The following is a 17,663-nucleotide window of genomic DNA, read 5'->3' on the forward strand; positions in this document are numbered from 1 at the left end:
CAGCGGCGCGGGCGTCGGCCTGCGCACGGGCGAGCGCGGTGCGGGTCTCGTCGGCGCTGGCGTAGCTCGCGGTGCGCTGCGCTTCGACCGCTGACGCCAACACGCCCACCCCCGCGAACAGGGCGAGCAGCAGGGGAACGGCGCGGCGCGGTGTCATGACGGCACCCTCTTAGCGCGTGTCGCCGCTGCGATGATAGGGATGACCGGCAAGGATGGTGGTCGCGCGGTAGAGCTGCTCGGCCAGCATCGCGCGGGCGAGCAGGTGCGGCCAGGTCATCGCGCCCATCGCCAGCAGCAGGTCGGCCCCGCGCCGTTCGGCTTCCGAGTGCCCGTCGGCGGCGCCAAGGACGAAGCGTGCCTCGCGCACCCCGTCATCGCGCCACCGGCCGAAAATCGCGGCAAGCTCTTCAGATGATAGTTGCTTGCCGCGCTCGTCGAGCAGAACGGTGCGCAGCGGAGTGACGGGCTCGGGCGCCTTGCCGCCGGTCTCGGGCAGCTCGGTCAATTTGAGCGGCCAAGTGATGCGCTTCTCGTAACGCGCGACCAGTTCCGCCTCGGGCGAGCGGCCGATCTTGCCGCGGGCTACGATGTGCAGAAGCATCAAAGCTGATTACGGTCCGGGGCCAGCGGACCGCAAGGGCGAACGCCCGCCCGCAGGCGCCTCGTAGCGAAGCGGAGAGAACGCGCCGAGGACGAGCGGCCGGAGGGCCGCTCGAAAAGCAGACTACGCCGTTCCCCCGGCCGCGGCCTTCTCCTCGCCGAAGCCCCACATGCGCTCGAGGTTGTAGAAGCTGCGCACTTCGGGGCGGAACAGGTGGACGACGACATCGCCCGCGTCGATCAGCACCCAGTCTGCCGCCGGCAAGCCTTCGATCCGGGCGTTGCCGAAGCCTTCCTGCTTGATCCGCTCGCCCAGTTTCTGCGCCATCGCGGCGACCTGGCGGGTCGAGCGGCCCGAGGCGATCACCATGTGATCGGCGATGCTCGATTTGCCCGCGAGCGGGATCGACACGAGATCCTGCGCCTGGTCGTCGTCGAGCTGGCTGAGCACCAGCGCGTGGAGCCGGTCGGCGGGGGTTTCACCCGGCGACATGGAACCGCGAATTGCGCCGGCCGAGGCCGGCAAGGAATGCGCCTGATTCATAGGCGTTGGTCGTGCTCCTGTGGAGAAAGGCGATGGTCACGAAGGAGACAACGCGCATCATCGCGCGGTTGTTTCCTCAGCCGGGATGACGGTGTGCGTAACCTCGTCGCGCAAGGCGCCTGTCGCAATCCGCAAAGCCCAGTCCGGATCGGCGCGGCGGATGGCCGTGGCCGAGATCGGATCGGGGTCATAACGCAGGTATGCCAGTGCCGGTGCGCTCCATTCGCCCGAGTGCTTCAAACCGGCTGGCGACACCGAATAGCGCCGCAGCCAGGCCGCAGCGGGGCTCGCGGCGGCCTGGCGATAATACCCCGGCCGCGCGAACACCGCAATCGGCATGGTTCGCGCGATACCCCGCCAATCTTTCCACTGGCCGAACTGGGCAAGATTATCCGCGCCCATGATCCACACGAACTGCCGCTTGGGGTAGCGGCGCTGGAGCGCGCGCAGGGTGTCGATCGTGTAGCGGGTGCCGAGCTGGCGTTCGATCGCGGTCACCCGGATCGGCGCGCGGCGAGCCATGCGCAGCGCGGAGGCGAAGCGCGCGGGGAGAGGCGCCATCCCGGCGGCGGACTTCAATGGATTGCCGGGCGAAACCAGCCACCAGACTTCGTCCAGGCCGAGCTCGGCGATCGCGGCGAGGCTGATCGCACGGTGCGCGCGGTGCGCCGGGTTGAAGCTCCCGCCCAGCAAACCGACGCGGGTCATCTTCGTTACTGGACGCTCCGCCGGGGCGAGACCTTGTCGTCGCGGTAACTGCCCTGGAAGCCGAGCATCCAGCCGGGATACTCGCGCGGCAGGCGGCTCGCCTTGTCGAGCTGGTCCCATTCATCTTTGGTGAACTCGACCTCGCAGGCGCCGATGTTGTCGGCCAGCTGATCGGCGCGCTTGGCCCCGACGATCACGGTCGAGACCACCGGGCGGTGCAGCAGCCAGGCGAGCGCGATCTGCGCCACCGTCTTGCCCTTGGCCTGCGCCATGCCCTGCATCACGTCGATCAGATCGTAGGCGCGGTCCATCTCGACCGGCGGGAAGTCGAACGCCGCGCGGCGGCCCTCGCCCTGGCTCTTGTCATCGTCGCCGCGGGTGTACTTGCCGCTGAGTAGCCCGCCGGCGAGCGGCGACCACACCATCAGCCCAACGCCTTCCGACTGCAGCATCGGCACGATTTCGCGTTCGAGGTCGCGCCCGGCGACGGTGTAGTAGGCTTGCAGCGAGGCGAATTTCTCGAGCCCCAGCCGCTCGGATATGCCGAGCGCCTTCATGATCTGCCACGCGGCCCAGTTGCTGACCCCGACGTAGCGCGCGCGGCCGCTGCGGACGATGTCGTCGAGCGCACGCAGCGCTTCCTCCATCGGCGTCTGCGAATCCCACCCGTGGATCTGGTAGAGATCGACGTGGTCGAGCCCCAGCCGCTCGAGGCTGGCATCGATCTGGTGCATCAGGTGGTAGCGGCTGATGCCCGCGTCGTTGGGCCCTTCACCCATCGCCCCCATTGCCTTGGTCGCGATCACCACGTCCGAGCGGGCGAGGCCCAAGTCCTTCAGCGCTTGCCCGACGAACCGCTCCGATTGGCCGCGGGTATAGACGTTGGCGGTGTCGATGAAGTTGATCCCGGCATCGAGGGCCTGCTTGACCATCGCGGTCGAGGCCGCCTGATCCATTCCCGCGACATTGGCGAAGCGGCCCGGGTCGGTCCCGAAGGTCATCGCGCCGAGGCACAGTTCCGAAACGATCAGGCCGGTCGAGCCGAGGCGGTTGTAGCGCATGCGAGTCTCCTGTCAGGACGGGATGGAACAGTGCAACCTGGCACTGGGAATGTGGTGCGAAACTTCGTGACCTTCCAGCCCCGTGAGGCCGCTTAAGGCATTGATTGCAATTTCAAAACTATCGCCCTTTCGCCCTCGATCAGGCGTACCAGCCATGACCTTTGCGACTCGCAGGCCGGGGAGCGAAAGTGGGGTCATCGTTACCGCGCACCCTTGGCGCAAAGCGGCGGCGTAGGAAAACGAAACCTGCCGTGCGCTTCAGCCACGAACCTGGCCGGTGCCCTTTACCAGCCACTTGTAGGTCGTCAGCCCCTCGAGCGCGACCGGCCCGCGCGCGTGGAAGCGGCCGGTGGCGATGCCGATCTCGGCGCCCAGCCCGAACTCGCCGCCGTCGGCGAATTGCGACGAGGCGTTGTGCATCACGATCGCCGAATCGACTTCGCGCAGGAAGCGCTCCGCCACGCCCGCGTCCTCGGTGACAATCGCGTCGGTGTGATGCGAGCCGTGCGCCGCGATGTGCGTCATGGCGTCAGCGGGCCCGTCGACCACCGCGACCGAGAGAATGGCGTCGAGGTATTCGGTGTCCCAATCCTCCTCTCTCGCGGGCGAAATGCGCGGGTCGATCGCCTGCGCGCGAGCATCGCCGCGCAGCTCGCAGCTGCCCTCGATCAGCGCAGCGAGCAGCGCGGGCGTATCGGGATAGGCGGCATCGACGAGCAGCGTCTCCATCGCGCCGCAGACGCCCGTCCGCCGCAGCTTGGCGTCGAGCGTGATCGCGCGCGCCTTGGCCGGATCGGCGGCCGCGTGGACGTAAGTGTGGTTGATCCCGTCGAGGTGCGCCAGAACCGGCACCCGCGCGTCGGCCTGCACCCGCGCCACCAGGCTCTTGCCCCCGCGCGGGACGATCATGTCGATCAGCCCGGCAGCCTCGAGCATCGCGCCGACCAGCGCGCGATCCTGGCTCGGCACCAGTTGCACGGCCGCGGCGGGCACGCCGTCGATCGCCAGCCCGCGCACGAACGCGGCGTGGAGCGCCCGATTGGTGCGTACCGCCTCGCTGCCGCCGCGCAGGATCGCGGCGTTGCCTGCACGCACGCACAAGGCCGCCGCGTCGACCGTGACGTTGGGGCGGCTCTCGTAGATGATGCCGATCAGGCCGATCGGGATGCGCACCCGCTCCAGCACCAGGCCGTTGGGCCGGGTGTCGTGCGAGATCACTTCGCCGACCGGACTGGGCAAGCCGGCCACGGCCTCGACCGCGTCGGCGATGGCGTCGAGACGCGCGGGATCGAGCCGCAAGCGGTCGCGCAGCGCGGGGGCCAGGCTGCTTGCGGCGGCCATGTCTTCGGCGTTGGCGGACAGGATCGCCGCTTCGTCGCGCCGTAGTTCCCGCGCCGCCGCTCTGAGCGCCTCGGCGCGGACGCGATCATCCAAACCGGCAAGCGCGGACTGCGCCACACGTCCCTCGCGCGCCATCTGCGCGATGACCGCAGGGGGTGCGAGCGAAGGAGCGTCGGCCATACGCTGTCCGGCTAGCAGCGCGGCATCTGCCTGTCAGGCGACAAAACCTTGGGCGCGGCCAAACTGCCGAGGATTCGATTGGTTCCGGACTTGATTCAAAAATTTCGTATGAATGAGTCCGTTCATCGCACGACTCACCCGACTCGCCCCGACTCCCAGCGAGTCGATTCGACCTTCACTGACACCTCTGTTAGCCGCCCCGCCGGGATAAGAACGGGACATAGGGGTCGTACCTCACATGAACGCAGCCGCCGGCGGACTTCTGGACCGCCTGCGCGCCTGGTTCCCGGACCGCGAGTTCTTCATGCGGTCCCAGGGACAGGTTCGCTTTATCAAGGTTACTGCCAAGGTGCAGATGATCGCTGCGAGCGTAGTGCTCGCGGCGCTTGTCGCGTGGGGGCTGTCGATGGCGGTGATGGGCTGGCTGCAGTACCGCGCCGCCGCCGACCGCCTGTCGCTGCTCGACCGCGAAGCCACCGTCGCCAAGGCCGAAAGCCGTGTGGGCGAATACCGCAAGGACATCGGCGCGGTCGCCGACGATCTCAAGCGGCGCCAGACCTTCATCGAGGAAATGGTCGATTCCCTGCCCGCCGATGCGCGCGACGGCGAGACCGTATCGAACTCGACGGGCGAGGGCGCCAAGACCGTCGACAAAGTCAGCGCGCTGATCCCGGAAGCCGCCGCGCTTGCCCGGATCGAAGCGCGCCAGCTCGATTTCGTCGAGAAGCTGACTCGCTACGCCGACCGCCGCTCGGAGCGCAGCGCGCGGGCGATCCGCCAGCTCGGGCTCGATCCCAACGCGATGGTCCGCGCTGCCGACCGGCAAGCGATGGGTGGTCCACTGGAGCGCCTCTCGACCGGGCACGACGGTTCGATCGATCCGCGCTTCGAACGGCTCGGCCTCAGCCTTGCGCGGATGGAAGCGCTCGACCGCAGCCTCGCCGGCATCCCGCAATACCGCCCCGCCAACGTCGAGATGCTGACTTCCAGCTACGGCGTCCGCCGCGATCCGTTCACCGGCGCAGCTGCGATGCACTCGGGCCTCGATTTCCGTGGGCCGATCGGCGCGCCGATCTATGCCGCGGCCAAGGGCAAGGTCAGCTACGTCGGCCAGCGTTCAGGGTACGGCAACGTGGTCGAGATCAGCCACGGTAACGGCCTGGTGACGCGTTACGCGCACATGTCCCGCTTCGCCTCGCGCGTCGGCCAGGAGGTCGCCCCGGGCGATGTCATCGGCGCGATCGGCAGCACCGGCCGCTCGACCGGCCCGCACCTCCATTTCGAGGTGCGCATCAACGGACGCGCGGTGAACCCGCGCCCCTTCCTGGAGGCAGCGCCCCATGTTCTCAAAGAAGCCCGACGAGTTCAGCCCGAGCCAGCCCGTGGCTAGACCGATGGGATCGGGATCGACCTTCTCCGTGATCGGCAGCGATGTCGTGATCAAGGGCGACGTCAGCGCCACCGTCGATCTCCACGTCGACGGCCGGATCGAGGGCGACATCCAGTGCGCCTCGCTGGTGCAGGGCGAAGGCAGCCACATCGAAGGCGGCATCACCGCCGAGACCGCGCGGCTGGCGGGTACCGTCTCGGGCTCGATCAACGCGCGCGAACTGGTGGTCCTGCGTTCGGCGAAGATCCACGGCGACGTGCACTACGACGCGCTGACGATCGAGCAGGGCGCCGAAGTCGAAGGCCGCTTTGCTCACCGTGTGCCCGCCAAGGCCGCCGCGCCGGTGGCCGCACCCAAGGGCGATGACAGCGCGCCGACGCTGACGCTGGCGAGCTGATCTTTCGAAGATAGCCGTCGTCCCAGCGAAGGCTGGGACCTCGTTGATTCATCCGTCCCGCTTGGCTGCACGAGATCCCAGCTTACGCTGGGATGACGAATTTGAATTTACGCGCCGAGTATCTCAGCCTTGAGCGCCTTGCGGTCGAGCTTGCCGATCATTGTTTTCGGTAAGCCCTCGCGCACCACGACCGCGCTCACCCGTTCGTGCTTGCCGACGCGGGCGTTGAGCCACGCGGCCAGGTCCTCACCCGTGGCGGTGGCGCTCTCGTCGAGTGTGACAAACGCGCGCGGCATTTCGCCGTGGTAGGGATCGGGCAAGCCGAGCACGAGCGCTTCCTTTACCGCGGGGTGCTGCAACAACACCGCCTCGACCTGGCTCGGAAAGACCTTGAACCCGCCAACCGCGATCATGTCTTTGATCCGGTCGACGATGGCGATGAAGCCATCGTCGTCGATCACCGCGACATCGCCGGTTCGGAGCCAGCGGGTGCCGTCGGCGTCGACGAACGCGTCCTTCGCCGCATCGGGCCGGTTCCAGTAGCCTTGCATCACCTGCGGTCCTGCCACTGCCAGCTCACCGGGCTCACCTGAGGGAGCAGCGCGCGTGGCATCCTCCTTGTCGAGCAGGCGGACGCGGGTATGTGGCAGGACCTGGCCGATCGTGCCGGACTTGCGCTCGCCCTCGTACGGATTGGTCGAAACCACCCCGCTCGATTCGGTCAGGCCGTAGCCTTCGACCAGCCGCGATCCGGTTGCCGCCTCCCACTGCTCTCGCACCGGCGCGGGGAGCGGCGCGCCGCCCGAGATGCACACTTCGAGAGAAGAGAAATTGGTCTGCACGAGGCGCGGGTGGTCGAGCAGCGCCTGATACATCGTCGGCACGCCCGGAAAGGCGGTCGCCCTGACCCGCTGGAGCGTCTTCAGCGCCTGCCCCGCCTCGAACCGCGGCAGCATCGCGATGCACCCGCCCTTGAGCACCGTGCGGTTCAGCACGCAGGTGTTGGCGAACACGTGAAACAGCGGCAGCACGCCGAGGATCGTGTCGCGCTGGGTGAATGGATCGATCGCGTTCACCTGCTGCGCGTTGGCGGCGAGATTCCCATGCGTGAGCATCGCACCCTTGGGCCGACCGGTGGTGCCGCCGGTATATTGCAGCAGCGCGAGGTCGTTTCGATGGATCGCCGGAAGCGCTCCCGCAGGCTCGCCGAGTATCTCATGCCAGCGCAGCACGTCCGGCCGCTGCGGGATCGCGGCGAGGCTCTTGCGGCCGAGCAGCGACAAAGCGACCCGTTTAGGCAGCGAGAGTTGCGCGCCGAGCGAGGCGACTACCAGCGTTTCCAGCGCCGACCCGTCGAGCACCTTGAGCGCGGTCGGAAGCAGGCTCGCGACATCGACCGTCACCAGCAGGCGCGTGCCCGAGTCCGCAACCTGCGCGGCCAGCTCCTCGGCGGTGTAGAGCGGCGAGAAGTTCACCACCACCGCGCCCGCCAGCATCGCGCCGTAGTAGGCCGACAGGTAGAGCGGCACATTCGGCAGGAACAGGCCGACCCGGTCACCTGGGGCGATCCCGTGCGCGATCAGGCCGTGCGCGACGCGCTGCGCCTCGTCCCACACCTGCCGATAGCGGTAAGTCCGGCCGAGGAAGTCGATCGCCGGCGCATCGGGCGCCTCGCGCGCCGCACGCTCGAGCAGTTGCGGGACGGTCAGCTCGGCGAGCGGAACATCCCATGCGCACGGGTGCCGGTAATGCTCGGCGGAGGGATGGTCGGGCGCGTTGCTGACATCCATGTCAGCATGGATGCGGCATGCGCGCCCGCTTGGCAAGCCGGCCTTCCAGCCCAACCCGTACAACTCGTCATCCCCGCGAACGCGGGGATCCATCTCCGGGCCTCGCGGCTGGATCGATGGCAAGAGATGGGCCCCCGCGTGCGCGGGGGTGACGACAAATTGAGGGGTGGTCCCGGCTGGGAGTCTACTCCGCTTGCGCCTCGCTCGCACGCTTGGCTTCGAGCCAGGCGGCGGCTTCGGCTTCCTGCGCGGCTTCGGCGGCGGCCTTGGCGTTGGTTTCGCGTTCGGCCCGCAGTTCCTCGATCAGCGCTTCGCGGTCGCTGCCGAAGCGCGCATCGCGGGTGCCGACGTCTTCCTCGAGGCCCGCCTTCTTGGCCGCCTTGGCGACCATCGCGTCAAGCTCGCGCTGCGAGCACAGGCCGAGCGTGACCGGGTCCTTCGGGGTGATGTTGGCGATGTTCCAGTGGCTGCGCTCGCGGATCGCGGTGATCGTGTTGCGGGTGGTGCCGATCAGCTTGGAGATCTGCGCGTCGGACACTTCCGGGTGGCTGCGCAGGATCCAGGCGATGCCGTCGGGCTTGTCCTGCCGCTTCGACACCGGGGTGTAGCGCGGGCCCTTGGTGCGGCTGACCGCGACCGGCGCCTTGTGCATCTTGAGGGCGTAGTTGGGGTCGCCCTGGCCCTTCTCGATTTCCTCGTTGGTCAGCTCGCCCGCGTGCACGGGGTCCCGGCCGGTGTACTTCGAGCCGGCGAGATCATCGGCCATCGCCTGTACTTCGAGGATGTGAAGGCCGCAGAACTGGGCGATCTGTTCGAACGACAGCGCGGTGTTGTCGACCAGCCAGGTGGCGGTCGCGTGCGGCATCAGCGGAGTGGGTTGGTCGGCCATGAAAATCGGTCCTGAAATAAAAGGGCCGCCCCTCGCGGGGCGGCCATGTGGCACCGATCTAGGCCATGCGGACACCATCCGCAAGCATTAGGCGGCCTTGGGAAGTTCCTCGCTCATCCGCCGCGCCTGGATCGGCCGAAATGCGCGTACGAGGACTTGCGCGAAGGTCTCGCGCTTCGCCAGGCCCGAGATCGTCCCGGGCGTGTTACCGATCAATCCGTTTTCCCAATCCTGCAGCACCGTGCATCTCCTGCGAGTGGTTGCAGGGACCGGAAGTAGCAGCCGCCGCTGACGGTTTTATGACATCATCGGCGTGTAGCGCGGCAGCGCAGCGATGCGGTCGAGCCAGGCGCACACGTGCGTGCGCTCGCGCAGGCGGAAGCAGCCTGCCTCAGCGACGTGGGTGTAGGCGTAGAGCGCGATGTCGGCGAGGCTGATCGAGCTGCCGACGAACCACTCCCGGTCCGCCAGATGCTCGTCCATCAGGGTAAGGGCATCCTCGCCCGCAATCCGCTTGGCGGGGATCTGGGCGCGTTGCTGTTCGGTCAGGTGCGCCTCGCCGACGAATGCCAGCCAGAACCGCAGCGTCGCGATGTTGGGTTCGTGGTTGTACTGCTCGAAGAACATCCACCGCAGCATGTCCGCGCGATCGAACCGGTCCTCCGGGATCAGCGCGCTGCCCTCGGCGAGATACCAGCAGGCGGCGTTGCTTTCGGGTAAGAAGCGGGTGCCGTCCGCATCATCGATCTGCAGCACCGGTATGCGCCCGTTCGCATTCACGTTGGCGAGGAACTCGGGCGTCCGCGTCTCGCCCTTGCGGATATCATACTGCCGGATCGCCAGCGGCAGCCCGAGCAGCGCGGCGGTCAGCTTGATCTTGTAGCAATTGCCGCTGAGCGGATCTTCGTGAAGGACAAATTCCGCCATACAATCTCTCCGTCATCCCCGCGAACGCGAGGACCCATCTCCCGCGGCCGCGACCGTCGCTACGAAAGTATCTCGAACCAGCGGTCGCGCCAATCCGGGTTGCCGCGCTCGATCAGCTCGATCTTCCACGCGCGTCGCCATTTCTTGACCGCTTTTTCGCGGGCGATCGCGTCTTCAATGCTGTCGTATGGTTCGAGATGGACCAACCGACTGATGCCGTGTTCGCGGCAGAACGCGCTGCCCGTGCCGTCGCGATGCTGCACCATGCGCGCGGCGATGTCGGCGGTCACGCCGGTGTAGAGGGCGCCGTTCCTGCGGTTGGCAAGAATGTACACCCAGCCACCTTTGCTCATCCCGCTGCCGCCGGAGATGGGCCCCCGCTTTCGCGGGGGTGACGAACTTGGTTAGGTCTCACGAGAAACGGCAAGGACGATTTTGCCGATGTGGTCGCCCTGTTCCATGCGTCGGTGGGCCTCCGCCACTTCGTCGAGCGGGAAGGTCTGGTCCATCACCGGGCGGATGGTGCCGTCGGCGACGAGCGGCCAGGCGGTGCGGGCGATCTCGTCGGCGAGGAGCGCCTTGAATTCGTTCGAGCGTGCGCGGAGGGTCGAGCCGGTCAGCGTCAGGCGCTTTCGCATCACCAGAGCCATGTCGATCGTCGCCTTGAGACCCCCGAGCACGGCGATGGTGATGTGGCGGCCGTCCTCGGCGAGGCACTGGAGGTTGCGCGCCACGTAATCGCCCGAGACCATGTCGAGCACGACGTTGACTCCCTTGCCGCCGGTGAAATTCTTCACCTCCTCAACGAAGTCCTGCGTCTTGTAGTCGATCGCCAAGTCCGCCCCTAGCTCGCGAATGGCAGCGCATTTCTCCTCGCTGCCGGCGGTGGCGATCACCGACAGCCCGAACGCCTTGCCGAGCATGATCGCCATTGTGCCGATGCCGCTGGTGCCGCCGTGGACCAGTAGCGTCTCGCCCTCGCAGGCGTAGGCGCGCTCGAACACGTTGTGCCACACGGTGAACAGCGTTTCGGGCAGTGCCGCGGCTTCGGCCAGCGACACGCCATCGGGCACCGGCAGGCAGTGGTCGAAGGTGGCGAGGCAGTATTCGGCGTAACCTCCGCCCGACACCAACGCGCAGACCTTCTGGCCGAGCCACTCCGTGCCGACGCCCTCGCCCGCGGCGACGATCTCGCCTGCGATCTCCAGGCCCGGGATCGGCGAAGCGCCCGGCGGCGGCGGGTAGAAGCCCTGGCGCTGGATGACATCGGGCCGGTTGACTCCGGCATACGCGACGCGGAACAGCACCTCGCCCGGCCCCGGCTGCGGCACCGGCAGTTGCTCGGACCGAAACACGTCGGGTCCGCCCGGCGCATCATAGCCCATTGCGGTCATCTGGTCGGGTAACGCCTCGGCCACGGTCTGCCCCCTGTTGCCGGAATACGACAGCGCACTGCGCCGCGCGGGGGACTAGCGGCGCGCGGCATTGACAGCAAGCGCACCCGCGCGCGATGATTCCACCAATGGACGACGACCTGCCCCGTCCGCGCGGCGATGCCGCCAGTCTCCTCGCCAAAGAGGACCTCTCCCCCTATTCGCAGGACGAGCTGACCGAGCGGATCGCGCTGCTCGAAGCCGAGATCGCGCGCATCAAGGCCCACCATGACAAGGCTGCGGCGCACCGCAGCGCGGCGGACGCGTTGTTCGGGTCTCCCAAGTCGTGAAGCCCGGCGGTCTCGCATTCCAGCGGGCCGCTTCCCATATCGGCGCCGAGCGCTTCCCCGGCGCAATCTCAGGACCAAGGCGTAAAAACGCCATTCACCCAATCCGCTTATTCTCTCTCGCAAGCCAACCCTAGCGAGTCTCACGCGAAAGACACCCGAATGCCCAGTTTCGCTCAGAACCTCGAAAAGACCCTCCACGCCGCGCTTGCCGGCGCGGCCGAGCGGCATCATGAATACGCGACGCTCGAGCACCTGCTGCTCGCGCTGATCGACGACGAGGATGCGGCGCAGGTGATGGCGGCGTGCGGGGTCGATGTCGCCGAACTGAGCGAAGTGGTCCGCCGCTACCTCGACGAGGAATACCAGAAGCTCGAGACCGCCGACGACGCCGATCCGCAGCCGACCGCCGGGTTCCAGCGGGTAATCCAGCGCGCGATCCTGCACGTCCAGTCATCGGGCAAGGACACCGTCACCGGCGCCAACGTGCTGGTCGCGTTGTTCTCCGAACGCGATAGCTACGCGGTCTATTTCCTCCAGCAGCAGGACATGAGCCGGCTGGATGCGGTGAGCTACATCAGCCACGGCATCGGCAAGGGCGGCAAGGCGATCGATTCGAAGCCGCCGCAAGGAACCGGCGAGAGCGAAGGCCAGCCGCAGGAGAAGGGCGAGGCCAAGGGCAAGGAAGGCTCCGCGCTCGACCAGTTCACCGTCAACCTCAACGAGAAGGCCAAGAACGGCAAGGTCGATCCGCTGATCGGCCGCGGGCCGGAGGTCGACCGGACGATCCAGATCCTCTGCCGCCGCAGCAAGAACAATCCGCTCTACGTGGGCGATCCCGGCGTCGGCAAGACCGCCATCGCCGAAGGGCTCGCGCGCAAGATCGTCGAGGGCGAAGTGCCCGAGGTGCTCGAGAACGCGGTGATCTACAGCCTCGACATGGGCGCGCTGCTGGCTGGCACCCGCTACCGCGGCGACTTCGAGGAGCGGCTGAAGCAGGTCGTCAACGAGCTCGAAAAGATGCCCGACGCCGTCCTGTTCATCGACGAGATCCACACCGTGATCGGCGCCGGCGCGACCAGCGGCGGGGCGATGGATGCCTCGAACCTCTTGAAGCCGGCCCTCAGCGGCGGGACGATCCGCTGCATCGGCTCAACCACCTACAAGGAATTCCGCAACCACTTCGAAAAGGACCGCGCGCTGCTGCGCCGGTTCCAGAAGATCGACGTAAACGAGCCGACGGTCGAGGACACGGTCAAGATCCTGAAGGGCCTGCGCACCGCGTTCGAGGAGCACCACAAGGTCACCTACACGCCCGACGCGATCAAGACCGCGGTCGAGCTGTCGGCGCGCTACATCAACGACCGCAAGCTGCCCGACAAGGCGATCGACGTGATCGACGAAGTCGGCGCGATGCAGATGCTAGTGCCGCCGTCGAAGCGAAAGAAGAAGATCACCGCGCGCGAGATCGAGGCCGTCATCGCGACGATGGCGCGCATCCCGCCCAAGAGCGTGTCGAGCGACGACAAGCGCGCTCTCGAGCACCTAGAACGCGATTTGAAGCAGGTCGTCTACGGCCAGGATGTCGCGGTGAAGAAGCTGTCGACCGCGATGAAGCTGAGCCGCGCCGGCCTGCGCGATCCCGACAAGCCGATCGGCTCGTTCCTGTTCTCCGGCCCTACCGGCGTCGGCAAGACCGAGGTCGCGCGCCAGCTCGCCAGCATCATGGGCATCCCTCTGCAGCGCTTCGATATGTCGGAGTACATGGAGCGTCACTCGGTGAGCCGCCTGATCGGCGCGCCTCCGGGCTATGTCGGCTACGACCAGGGCGGCCTGCTAACCGACGCGGTCGATCAGCAGCCGCACAGCGTCCTGTTGCTCGATGAGATCGAGAAGGCGCACCCCGACCTCTTCAACATCTTGCTGCAGGTGATGGATAACGGCCGACTGACCGATCACCACGGCAAGACGGTCGACTTCCGCAACGTTGTGCTGATCATGACCACCAATGCCGGCGCCAGCGACATGGCGCGCCAGGGCATCGGCTTCGGCGACGTGAGCAAGGAAGACGCGCAGGAAGAGGCGGTGAAGCGGATGTTCACCCCCGAATTCCGCAACCGCCTCGATGCGATCGTGCCGTTCACCTACCTCGGCCGCGAGACCGTGGCGCGGGTGGTCGACAAGTTCATCCTGCAGCTGGAACTCCAGCTCGCCGAGCAGAACGTGCACATCCAGTTCGACAGCGATGCGCGCGGCTGGCTGGCCGACAAGGGCTACGACAAGCTCTACGGCGCGCGGCCGATGGCGCGACTGATCCAGGAGAAGATCAAGCAGCCGCTCGCCGAGGAGCTATTGTTCGGCAAGCTCTCCAGCGGCGGCGAGGTCCACGTCAGCCTCAAAGACGGGCAACCGAGCTTCGAGCTCACTCCCGCCCCGCCCAAGGCCAAGGCCGCGAAGAAGGCCAAGCCTGCTGCGAAGAAGGGCAAGCCCGCCGCCGAGCCGAGCGACAGCGAGGAAGCGGGCGAGAACAGCTGATGCCATGACGCCGGTCGACGCGAGTCGGCCGGCGGACGAGCGCCATTGGAATGGGGCGCCCGATGCGGTAATCCCGCAGCCCTGACGGGTTGGGGGTCGCAATCATGAGTGTTCTGAAGGTCGAGGCGCTGACCAAGCGTTTCGCCGACGTGCTGGCGGTCGACGACCTCAGCTTCTCGGTCGAGCCGGGCGAGATCTACGGCTTCCTGGGCGGTAACGGCGCCGGCAAGACCACCACGCTGCGCATGGTGCTCGACATCATCCGGCCCACCAGCGGGCGGATCGAAGTGCTCGGCGGCGCGCCCGACCGGCGCAACACCGCGGCAATCGGCTTCCTGCCCGAAGAGCGCGGCCTCTACGGTAACATGAGCGCGATCGACGCGATCACCTACTTCGGCCGGATGAAGCAGATGGCCGCCAGCGACGCGAAGGCCCACGGCATGGAGCTGCTTAAGCGCTTCGACCTCGGCGACCGGGCGAAGGCGAAGATCTCCGAGATGTCCAAGGGCATGGCGCAGAAAGTCCAGCTCGCCACTGCGATCGTCAACCGGCCCAGGCTGCTGATCCTCGACGAGCCGTTCTCCGGCCTCGACCCGGTCAACCAGCAGTTGCTGGAAGACGAGATCGTGGGCGCCGCGAAGGGCGGCGCGGCGGTGGTCTTCTCGACCCACGTCATGCAGCACGCCGAGCGGCTGTGCGACCGCATTCTGCTGCTGCGCAAGGGCAAGAAGCGCTTCGAAGGCACCATCGACGAGGCGCGCGACCAGCTTCCCGCCCGCATCGATGCGGTCGCGCCGGCGGGGATCACCGGGATCGAGGGCATCGCGGCAGCCAATGCTACGGCCGATCTGGGCAACGGGTGGAGCGAGTATTCGCTGTCGCTCGACCCCGGGGTCGATGCCGGCGATGTGCTACAGCGTTGCACCGCCAGCGGGCTGCCGCTGCGCCGCTTCGAAGAGCGCCGCGCCACCTTGCACGATGTGTTCGTCCACCTGGTCGGCTCCGCACCCGACTCCAGCGGGGAGCTCGCCCGATGATCCGCAACATCCTCCTCGTCGCGGGCCGCGAGTTCCGCCAGGTGGTCCAGCTCAAGAGCTTCTGGCTGACGCTGCTGCTTGTTCCGGTAGCGCTCGCGCTCGGCCCGATCCTCGGCGACAAGCTCGAGGACCGGGACCCCGCCAAGGTGGTCGTGATCGACCGCGCCGGCGGCACCACCCGCGCGGTGCTCGAACAGCGCTTCGCCTTCGAGCACGACCAGCAGGTGCTGCGGGATCTGTCGCGCTACGTCCGCCGCCACGGGCTCGAGGCCGCCGATCCGCAAGCCGCCTGGGCGCAGCACGACCGGTGGTACACTCCGGCCGATGTGCTCGCCTTCCGCCAAGCGGGCGGGATCGACGCCGCGCTGGCCAAGATCGCCAAGGTCAAGGCCAAGGACACGCCAGAGTTCGATCCGCCAAGCCAGGATTTCACCTTCGTCGCGCCCCCGCCCGATCTCGCGACCGCCGACGGCGAGGCATTGCAGGCTGGCGTCGATCGCGCACTGAAGGCCAAGGACACCGCGCCCGAGCATGCCGATCTCGTGGTGCTGATCGGGCCGAAGTATCCCGCCGACCCGACCGTGCGCCTGTGGGCCAACGAGCAGCCCAAGCAGGCCTTCGTGGGTCCGCTCAACGAAACGCTCACCGCCGACCTGCGCCAGCGGCTGCTGACCGCCAACGGCCTGTCGCCGCAATCCGCCGCGATGGTGCAGAGCGCCGCGCCGGCGCTGTCGGTCACCACCCCGCCCCCCGGCGGCGGCGGCAAGGAGGCGCTGCTGGTGCGTTCGATCGTCCCGCTCGCGCTTGCCTACATCCTGATGATGGGGCTGATGCTGTCGGGCAGCTGGATGCTGCAGGGGTCGATCGAGGAGCGTTCGAAGAAGCTGCTGGAATCGATCCTCGCCTGCATCACCCCGGAGGAGCTGATGTACGGCAAGCTCTTGGGCGCGCTGGCGATCGGACTATCGATGCTGACCGTCTGGCTCGGCACCGGCGCGGCGGTGGCGTTCGCCACCCACGGCGCGATTGCCGACCTGATCCGCCCCGCGCTCGCCCCGGTCACCTCGCCCGGCGCGATCGCGACGCTGATCTTCTTCTTCATCGCCGGCTACGTCGCGATCTCGATCATCTTCGTGGCGATCGGGGCGATGGCGGATTCGATGAGCGAGGCGCAGGGCTACCTGATGCCAGTGCTGCTCGGCATCCTGCTGCCGGTCACCTTCCTGATGCAGGCGATCATAGCCGGCAACTCGGGGCCGATGGTGCAGGTGCTGACGTGGGTGCCGATCTGGACCCCGTTCGCGATCCTCGCCCGCCTCGGCATGGGCGTGCCCACGCTCGAGCTGGTCGGCGCGGGCGCGGTGCTGGCGGTGTTCATCGCGCTGGAGGTCATCTTCCTCGGCCGTCTGTTCCGGGCAAGCCTGCTCGCGCAGGGCCAAAAGCCGGGCCTCAAGCAGATGATCGAGCGGCTGCGGCCCGCGACGGAGTAGAGGTTCGGGAACGGGTTGGCGCGCGCGAGTTTGAATCGCACGTGCCCCCGCCGCTATCATGGATCAGGCCCGAGCCGTGGGGCATCCACGTCGTTCCTGCCGACGCGTGGATCGATCCCTCGCGCCCGGTCGACCGCGCCCTCGTCACTCACGGCCATGCCGACCATGCGCGCGGCGGGCACGGGCAGACCGTCGCCACGCCCGAGACGCTGGCGATCATGGAACTGCGCTACTTCACCCGCGAGGGCGCGACCCCGGTCGCTTATGGCGAGACGATCGAGCTCAAGGGCGGGGTCAGTGCGACCTACATCCCCGCCGGCCACGTGCTCGGCAGCGCGCAGATCCTGCTCGAGCATGCGGGCGAGCGAGTGGTGGTGACCGGCGACTACAAGCGCCGCCCCGACCCGACCTGCCCGCCGTTCGAGGTCACCCCGTGCGACGTGTTCATCACCGAGGCGACCTTCGGCCTGCCGCTGTTCTGCCACCCGCCGATCGCGCAGGAGATGGCGAAGCTATTGGATCGGCTCGCCGCGCATCCGGATCGCTGTGTGCTGGTCGGCGCCTATGCGCTGGGCAAGGCGCAGCGTGTGATCGCGGAACTGCGCGCCGCGGGGCACCACGAGCCGATCTATCTCCACGGCGCGCTGGTCAACCTGTGCCGGCTCTACGAGGAATTCGGCGTCAACCTCGGCGAGCTGCGGCTGGTCAGCGAGGCGACCAAGGACGAGATGCGCGGCCGCGTGGTGATGTGCCCGCCCGGCGCGCTCAACGACCGCTGGAGCCGCCGCCTGCCCGATCCGATCACCGCGATGGCATCGGGCTGGATGCGGGTGCGCCAACGCGCGCGGCAGAAGAACGTCGAGCTGCCGCTGATCATCTCCGACCACGCCGACTGGGGCGAGCTCACCCGCACGATCGAGGAAGTGAGCCCGCAGGAGACCTGGATCACCCACGGCCGCGAGGAAGCGCTGCTTCGCTGGCACCAGCTCCACCAGCGCCGCGCGCGGGCGCTGGCGCTGGTGGGGTACGAGGACGAGGATGACTGAGCGGGCGC

18 protein-coding genes are annotated in these 17,663 nt (G+C 67.6%); 7 read left to right on the forward strand and 11 right to left on the reverse strand.

The features are described 5' to 3' along the window. Nucleotides 1–169 precede the first annotated feature (169 nt). The 5 genes from ELY12_RS00070 to ELY12_RS00090 all read right to left on the reverse strand — a co-directional run bounded on the left by ELY12_RS00070 (nt 170) and on the right by ELY12_RS00090 (nt 4,434). The gene (locus tag ELY12_RS00070; RefSeq protein WP_126174665.1) at nt 170–601 is read right to left on the reverse strand and encodes a 23S rRNA (pseudouridine(1915)-N(3))-methyltransferase RlmH; all 432 of its coding nucleotides are present in this window, start codon (nt 599–601) and stop codon (nt 170–172) included. Nucleotides 602–724: 123 nt separating this feature from the next. Next, complete coding sequence (rsfS, locus tag ELY12_RS00075; protein WP_241229655.1) at nt 725–1,093, reverse strand: ribosome silencing factor; 369 nt, start codon at nt 1,091–1,093, stop codon at nt 725–727. A 108-nt stretch (nt 1,094–1,201) separates the two neighbouring features. Next, on the reverse strand, nt 1,202–1,852 hold the full coding sequence (locus tag ELY12_RS00080) for a nicotinate-nucleotide adenylyltransferase (protein WP_126174667.1): 651 nt from the start codon (nt 1,850–1,852) through the stop codon (nt 1,202–1,204). A gap of 5 nt (nt 1,853–1,857) precedes the next feature. Next, nucleotides 1,858–2,913, reverse strand: coding sequence for an aldo/keto reductase (locus ELY12_RS00085; RefSeq protein WP_126174668.1), 1,056 nt, complete (start codon nt 2,911–2,913; stop codon nt 1,858–1,860). 258 nt (nt 2,914–3,171) lie between these two features. Further along, complete coding sequence (locus ELY12_RS00090) at nt 3,172–4,434, reverse strand: glutamate-5-semialdehyde dehydrogenase (RefSeq protein ID WP_126174669.1); 1,263 nt, start codon at nt 4,432–4,434, stop codon at nt 3,172–3,174. A gap of 238 nt (nt 4,435–4,672) precedes the next feature. Between ELY12_RS00090 and ELY12_RS00095 the strand changes: the two genes are divergently transcribed. Both ELY12_RS00095 and ELY12_RS00100 read left to right on the forward strand, forming a co-directional pair. Further along, a complete protein-coding gene (locus tag ELY12_RS00095) occupies nt 4,673–5,824 on the forward strand; it encodes a M23 family metallopeptidase (protein ID WP_126174670.1) in 1,152 nt (383 codons plus the stop codon). A gap of 4 nt (nt 5,825–5,828) precedes the next feature. Next, on the forward strand, nt 5,829–6,221 hold the full coding sequence (locus tag ELY12_RS00100) for a bactofilin family protein (RefSeq protein WP_126174671.1): 393 nt from the start codon (nt 5,829–5,831) through the stop codon (nt 6,219–6,221). A 107-nt stretch (nt 6,222–6,328) separates the two neighbouring features. Here ELY12_RS00100 and ELY12_RS00105 read toward each other — a convergent pair whose 3' ends face one another. From ELY12_RS00105 to ELY12_RS00125, 6 genes are all read right to left on the reverse strand, one after another. Further along, entirely contained in the window at nt 6,329–8,011 is a 1,683-nt protein-coding gene (locus ELY12_RS00105; RefSeq protein WP_126174672.1) for a long-chain-fatty-acid--CoA ligase, read from the reverse strand. A 184-nt stretch (nt 8,012–8,195) separates the two neighbouring features. Next, a complete protein-coding gene (locus tag ELY12_RS00110) occupies nt 8,196–8,900 on the reverse strand; it encodes a DUF1013 domain-containing protein (RefSeq protein WP_126174673.1) in 705 nt (234 codons plus the stop codon). Between the two features lie 87 nt (nt 8,901–8,987). Continuing rightward, nucleotides 8,988–9,140 carry a hypothetical protein gene (locus ELY12_RS14175; protein ID WP_164549357.1) on the reverse strand — a complete coding sequence of 51 codons (153 nt, stop codon included), beginning with the start codon at nt 9,138–9,140 and terminating at the stop codon, nt 8,988–8,990. Between the two features lie 57 nt (nt 9,141–9,197). Then, on the reverse strand, nt 9,198–9,827 hold the full coding sequence (locus tag ELY12_RS00115; RefSeq protein ID WP_126174674.1) for a glutathione S-transferase family protein: 630 nt from the start codon (nt 9,825–9,827) through the stop codon (nt 9,198–9,200). Nucleotides 9,828–9,886: 59 nt separating this feature from the next. After that, entirely contained in the window at nt 9,887–10,180 is a 294-nt protein-coding gene (locus ELY12_RS00120) for a GIY-YIG nuclease family protein (RefSeq protein ID WP_126174675.1), read from the reverse strand. A 51-nt stretch (nt 10,181–10,231) separates the two neighbouring features. Further along, entirely contained in the window at nt 10,232–11,221 is a 990-nt protein-coding gene (locus ELY12_RS00125) for an NAD(P)H-quinone oxidoreductase (protein ID WP_241229659.1), read from the reverse strand. 128 nt (nt 11,222–11,349) lie between these two features. Here ELY12_RS00125 and ELY12_RS00130 point away from each other — a divergent pair, with 128 nt between their 5' ends. The 5 genes from ELY12_RS00130 to ELY12_RS00150 all read left to right on the forward strand — a co-directional run bounded on the left by ELY12_RS00130 (nt 11,350) and on the right by ELY12_RS00150 (nt 17,655). Beyond that, nucleotides 11,350–11,550 (forward strand): DUF1192 domain-containing protein, encoded by a 201-nt coding sequence (locus ELY12_RS00130; protein WP_126174676.1) that lies wholly within the window; start codon nt 11,350–11,352, stop codon nt 11,548–11,550. A 159-nt stretch (nt 11,551–11,709) separates the two neighbouring features. Then, nucleotides 11,710–14,082, forward strand: a complete 2,373-nt coding sequence (gene clpA, locus ELY12_RS00135) for an ATP-dependent Clp protease ATP-binding subunit ClpA (RefSeq protein WP_126174677.1) — start codon at nt 11,710–11,712, stop codon at nt 14,080–14,082. 104 nt (nt 14,083–14,186) lie between these two features. Further along, nucleotides 14,187–15,119 (forward strand): ABC transporter ATP-binding protein, encoded by a 933-nt coding sequence (locus ELY12_RS00140; protein WP_206435740.1) that lies wholly within the window; start codon nt 14,187–14,189, stop codon nt 15,117–15,119. Then, a complete protein-coding gene (locus ELY12_RS00145) occupies nt 15,116–16,609 on the forward strand; it encodes an ABC transporter permease (protein WP_126174678.1) in 1,494 nt (497 codons plus the stop codon). The genes ELY12_RS00140 and ELY12_RS00145 overlap by 4 nt, the downstream gene beginning before the upstream one ends. A gap of 41 nt (nt 16,610–16,650) precedes the next feature. Next, entirely contained in the window at nt 16,651–17,655 is a 1,005-nt protein-coding gene (locus ELY12_RS00150; protein WP_126174679.1) for a ligase-associated DNA damage response exonuclease, read from the forward strand. Nucleotides 17,656–17,663 lie beyond the last annotated feature (8 nt).

The sequence above is a fragment of the Tsuneonella rigui genome, assembly GCF_003958625.1.
Lineage (GTDB): Bacteria > Pseudomonadota > Alphaproteobacteria > Sphingomonadales > Sphingomonadaceae > Tsuneonella > Tsuneonella rigui.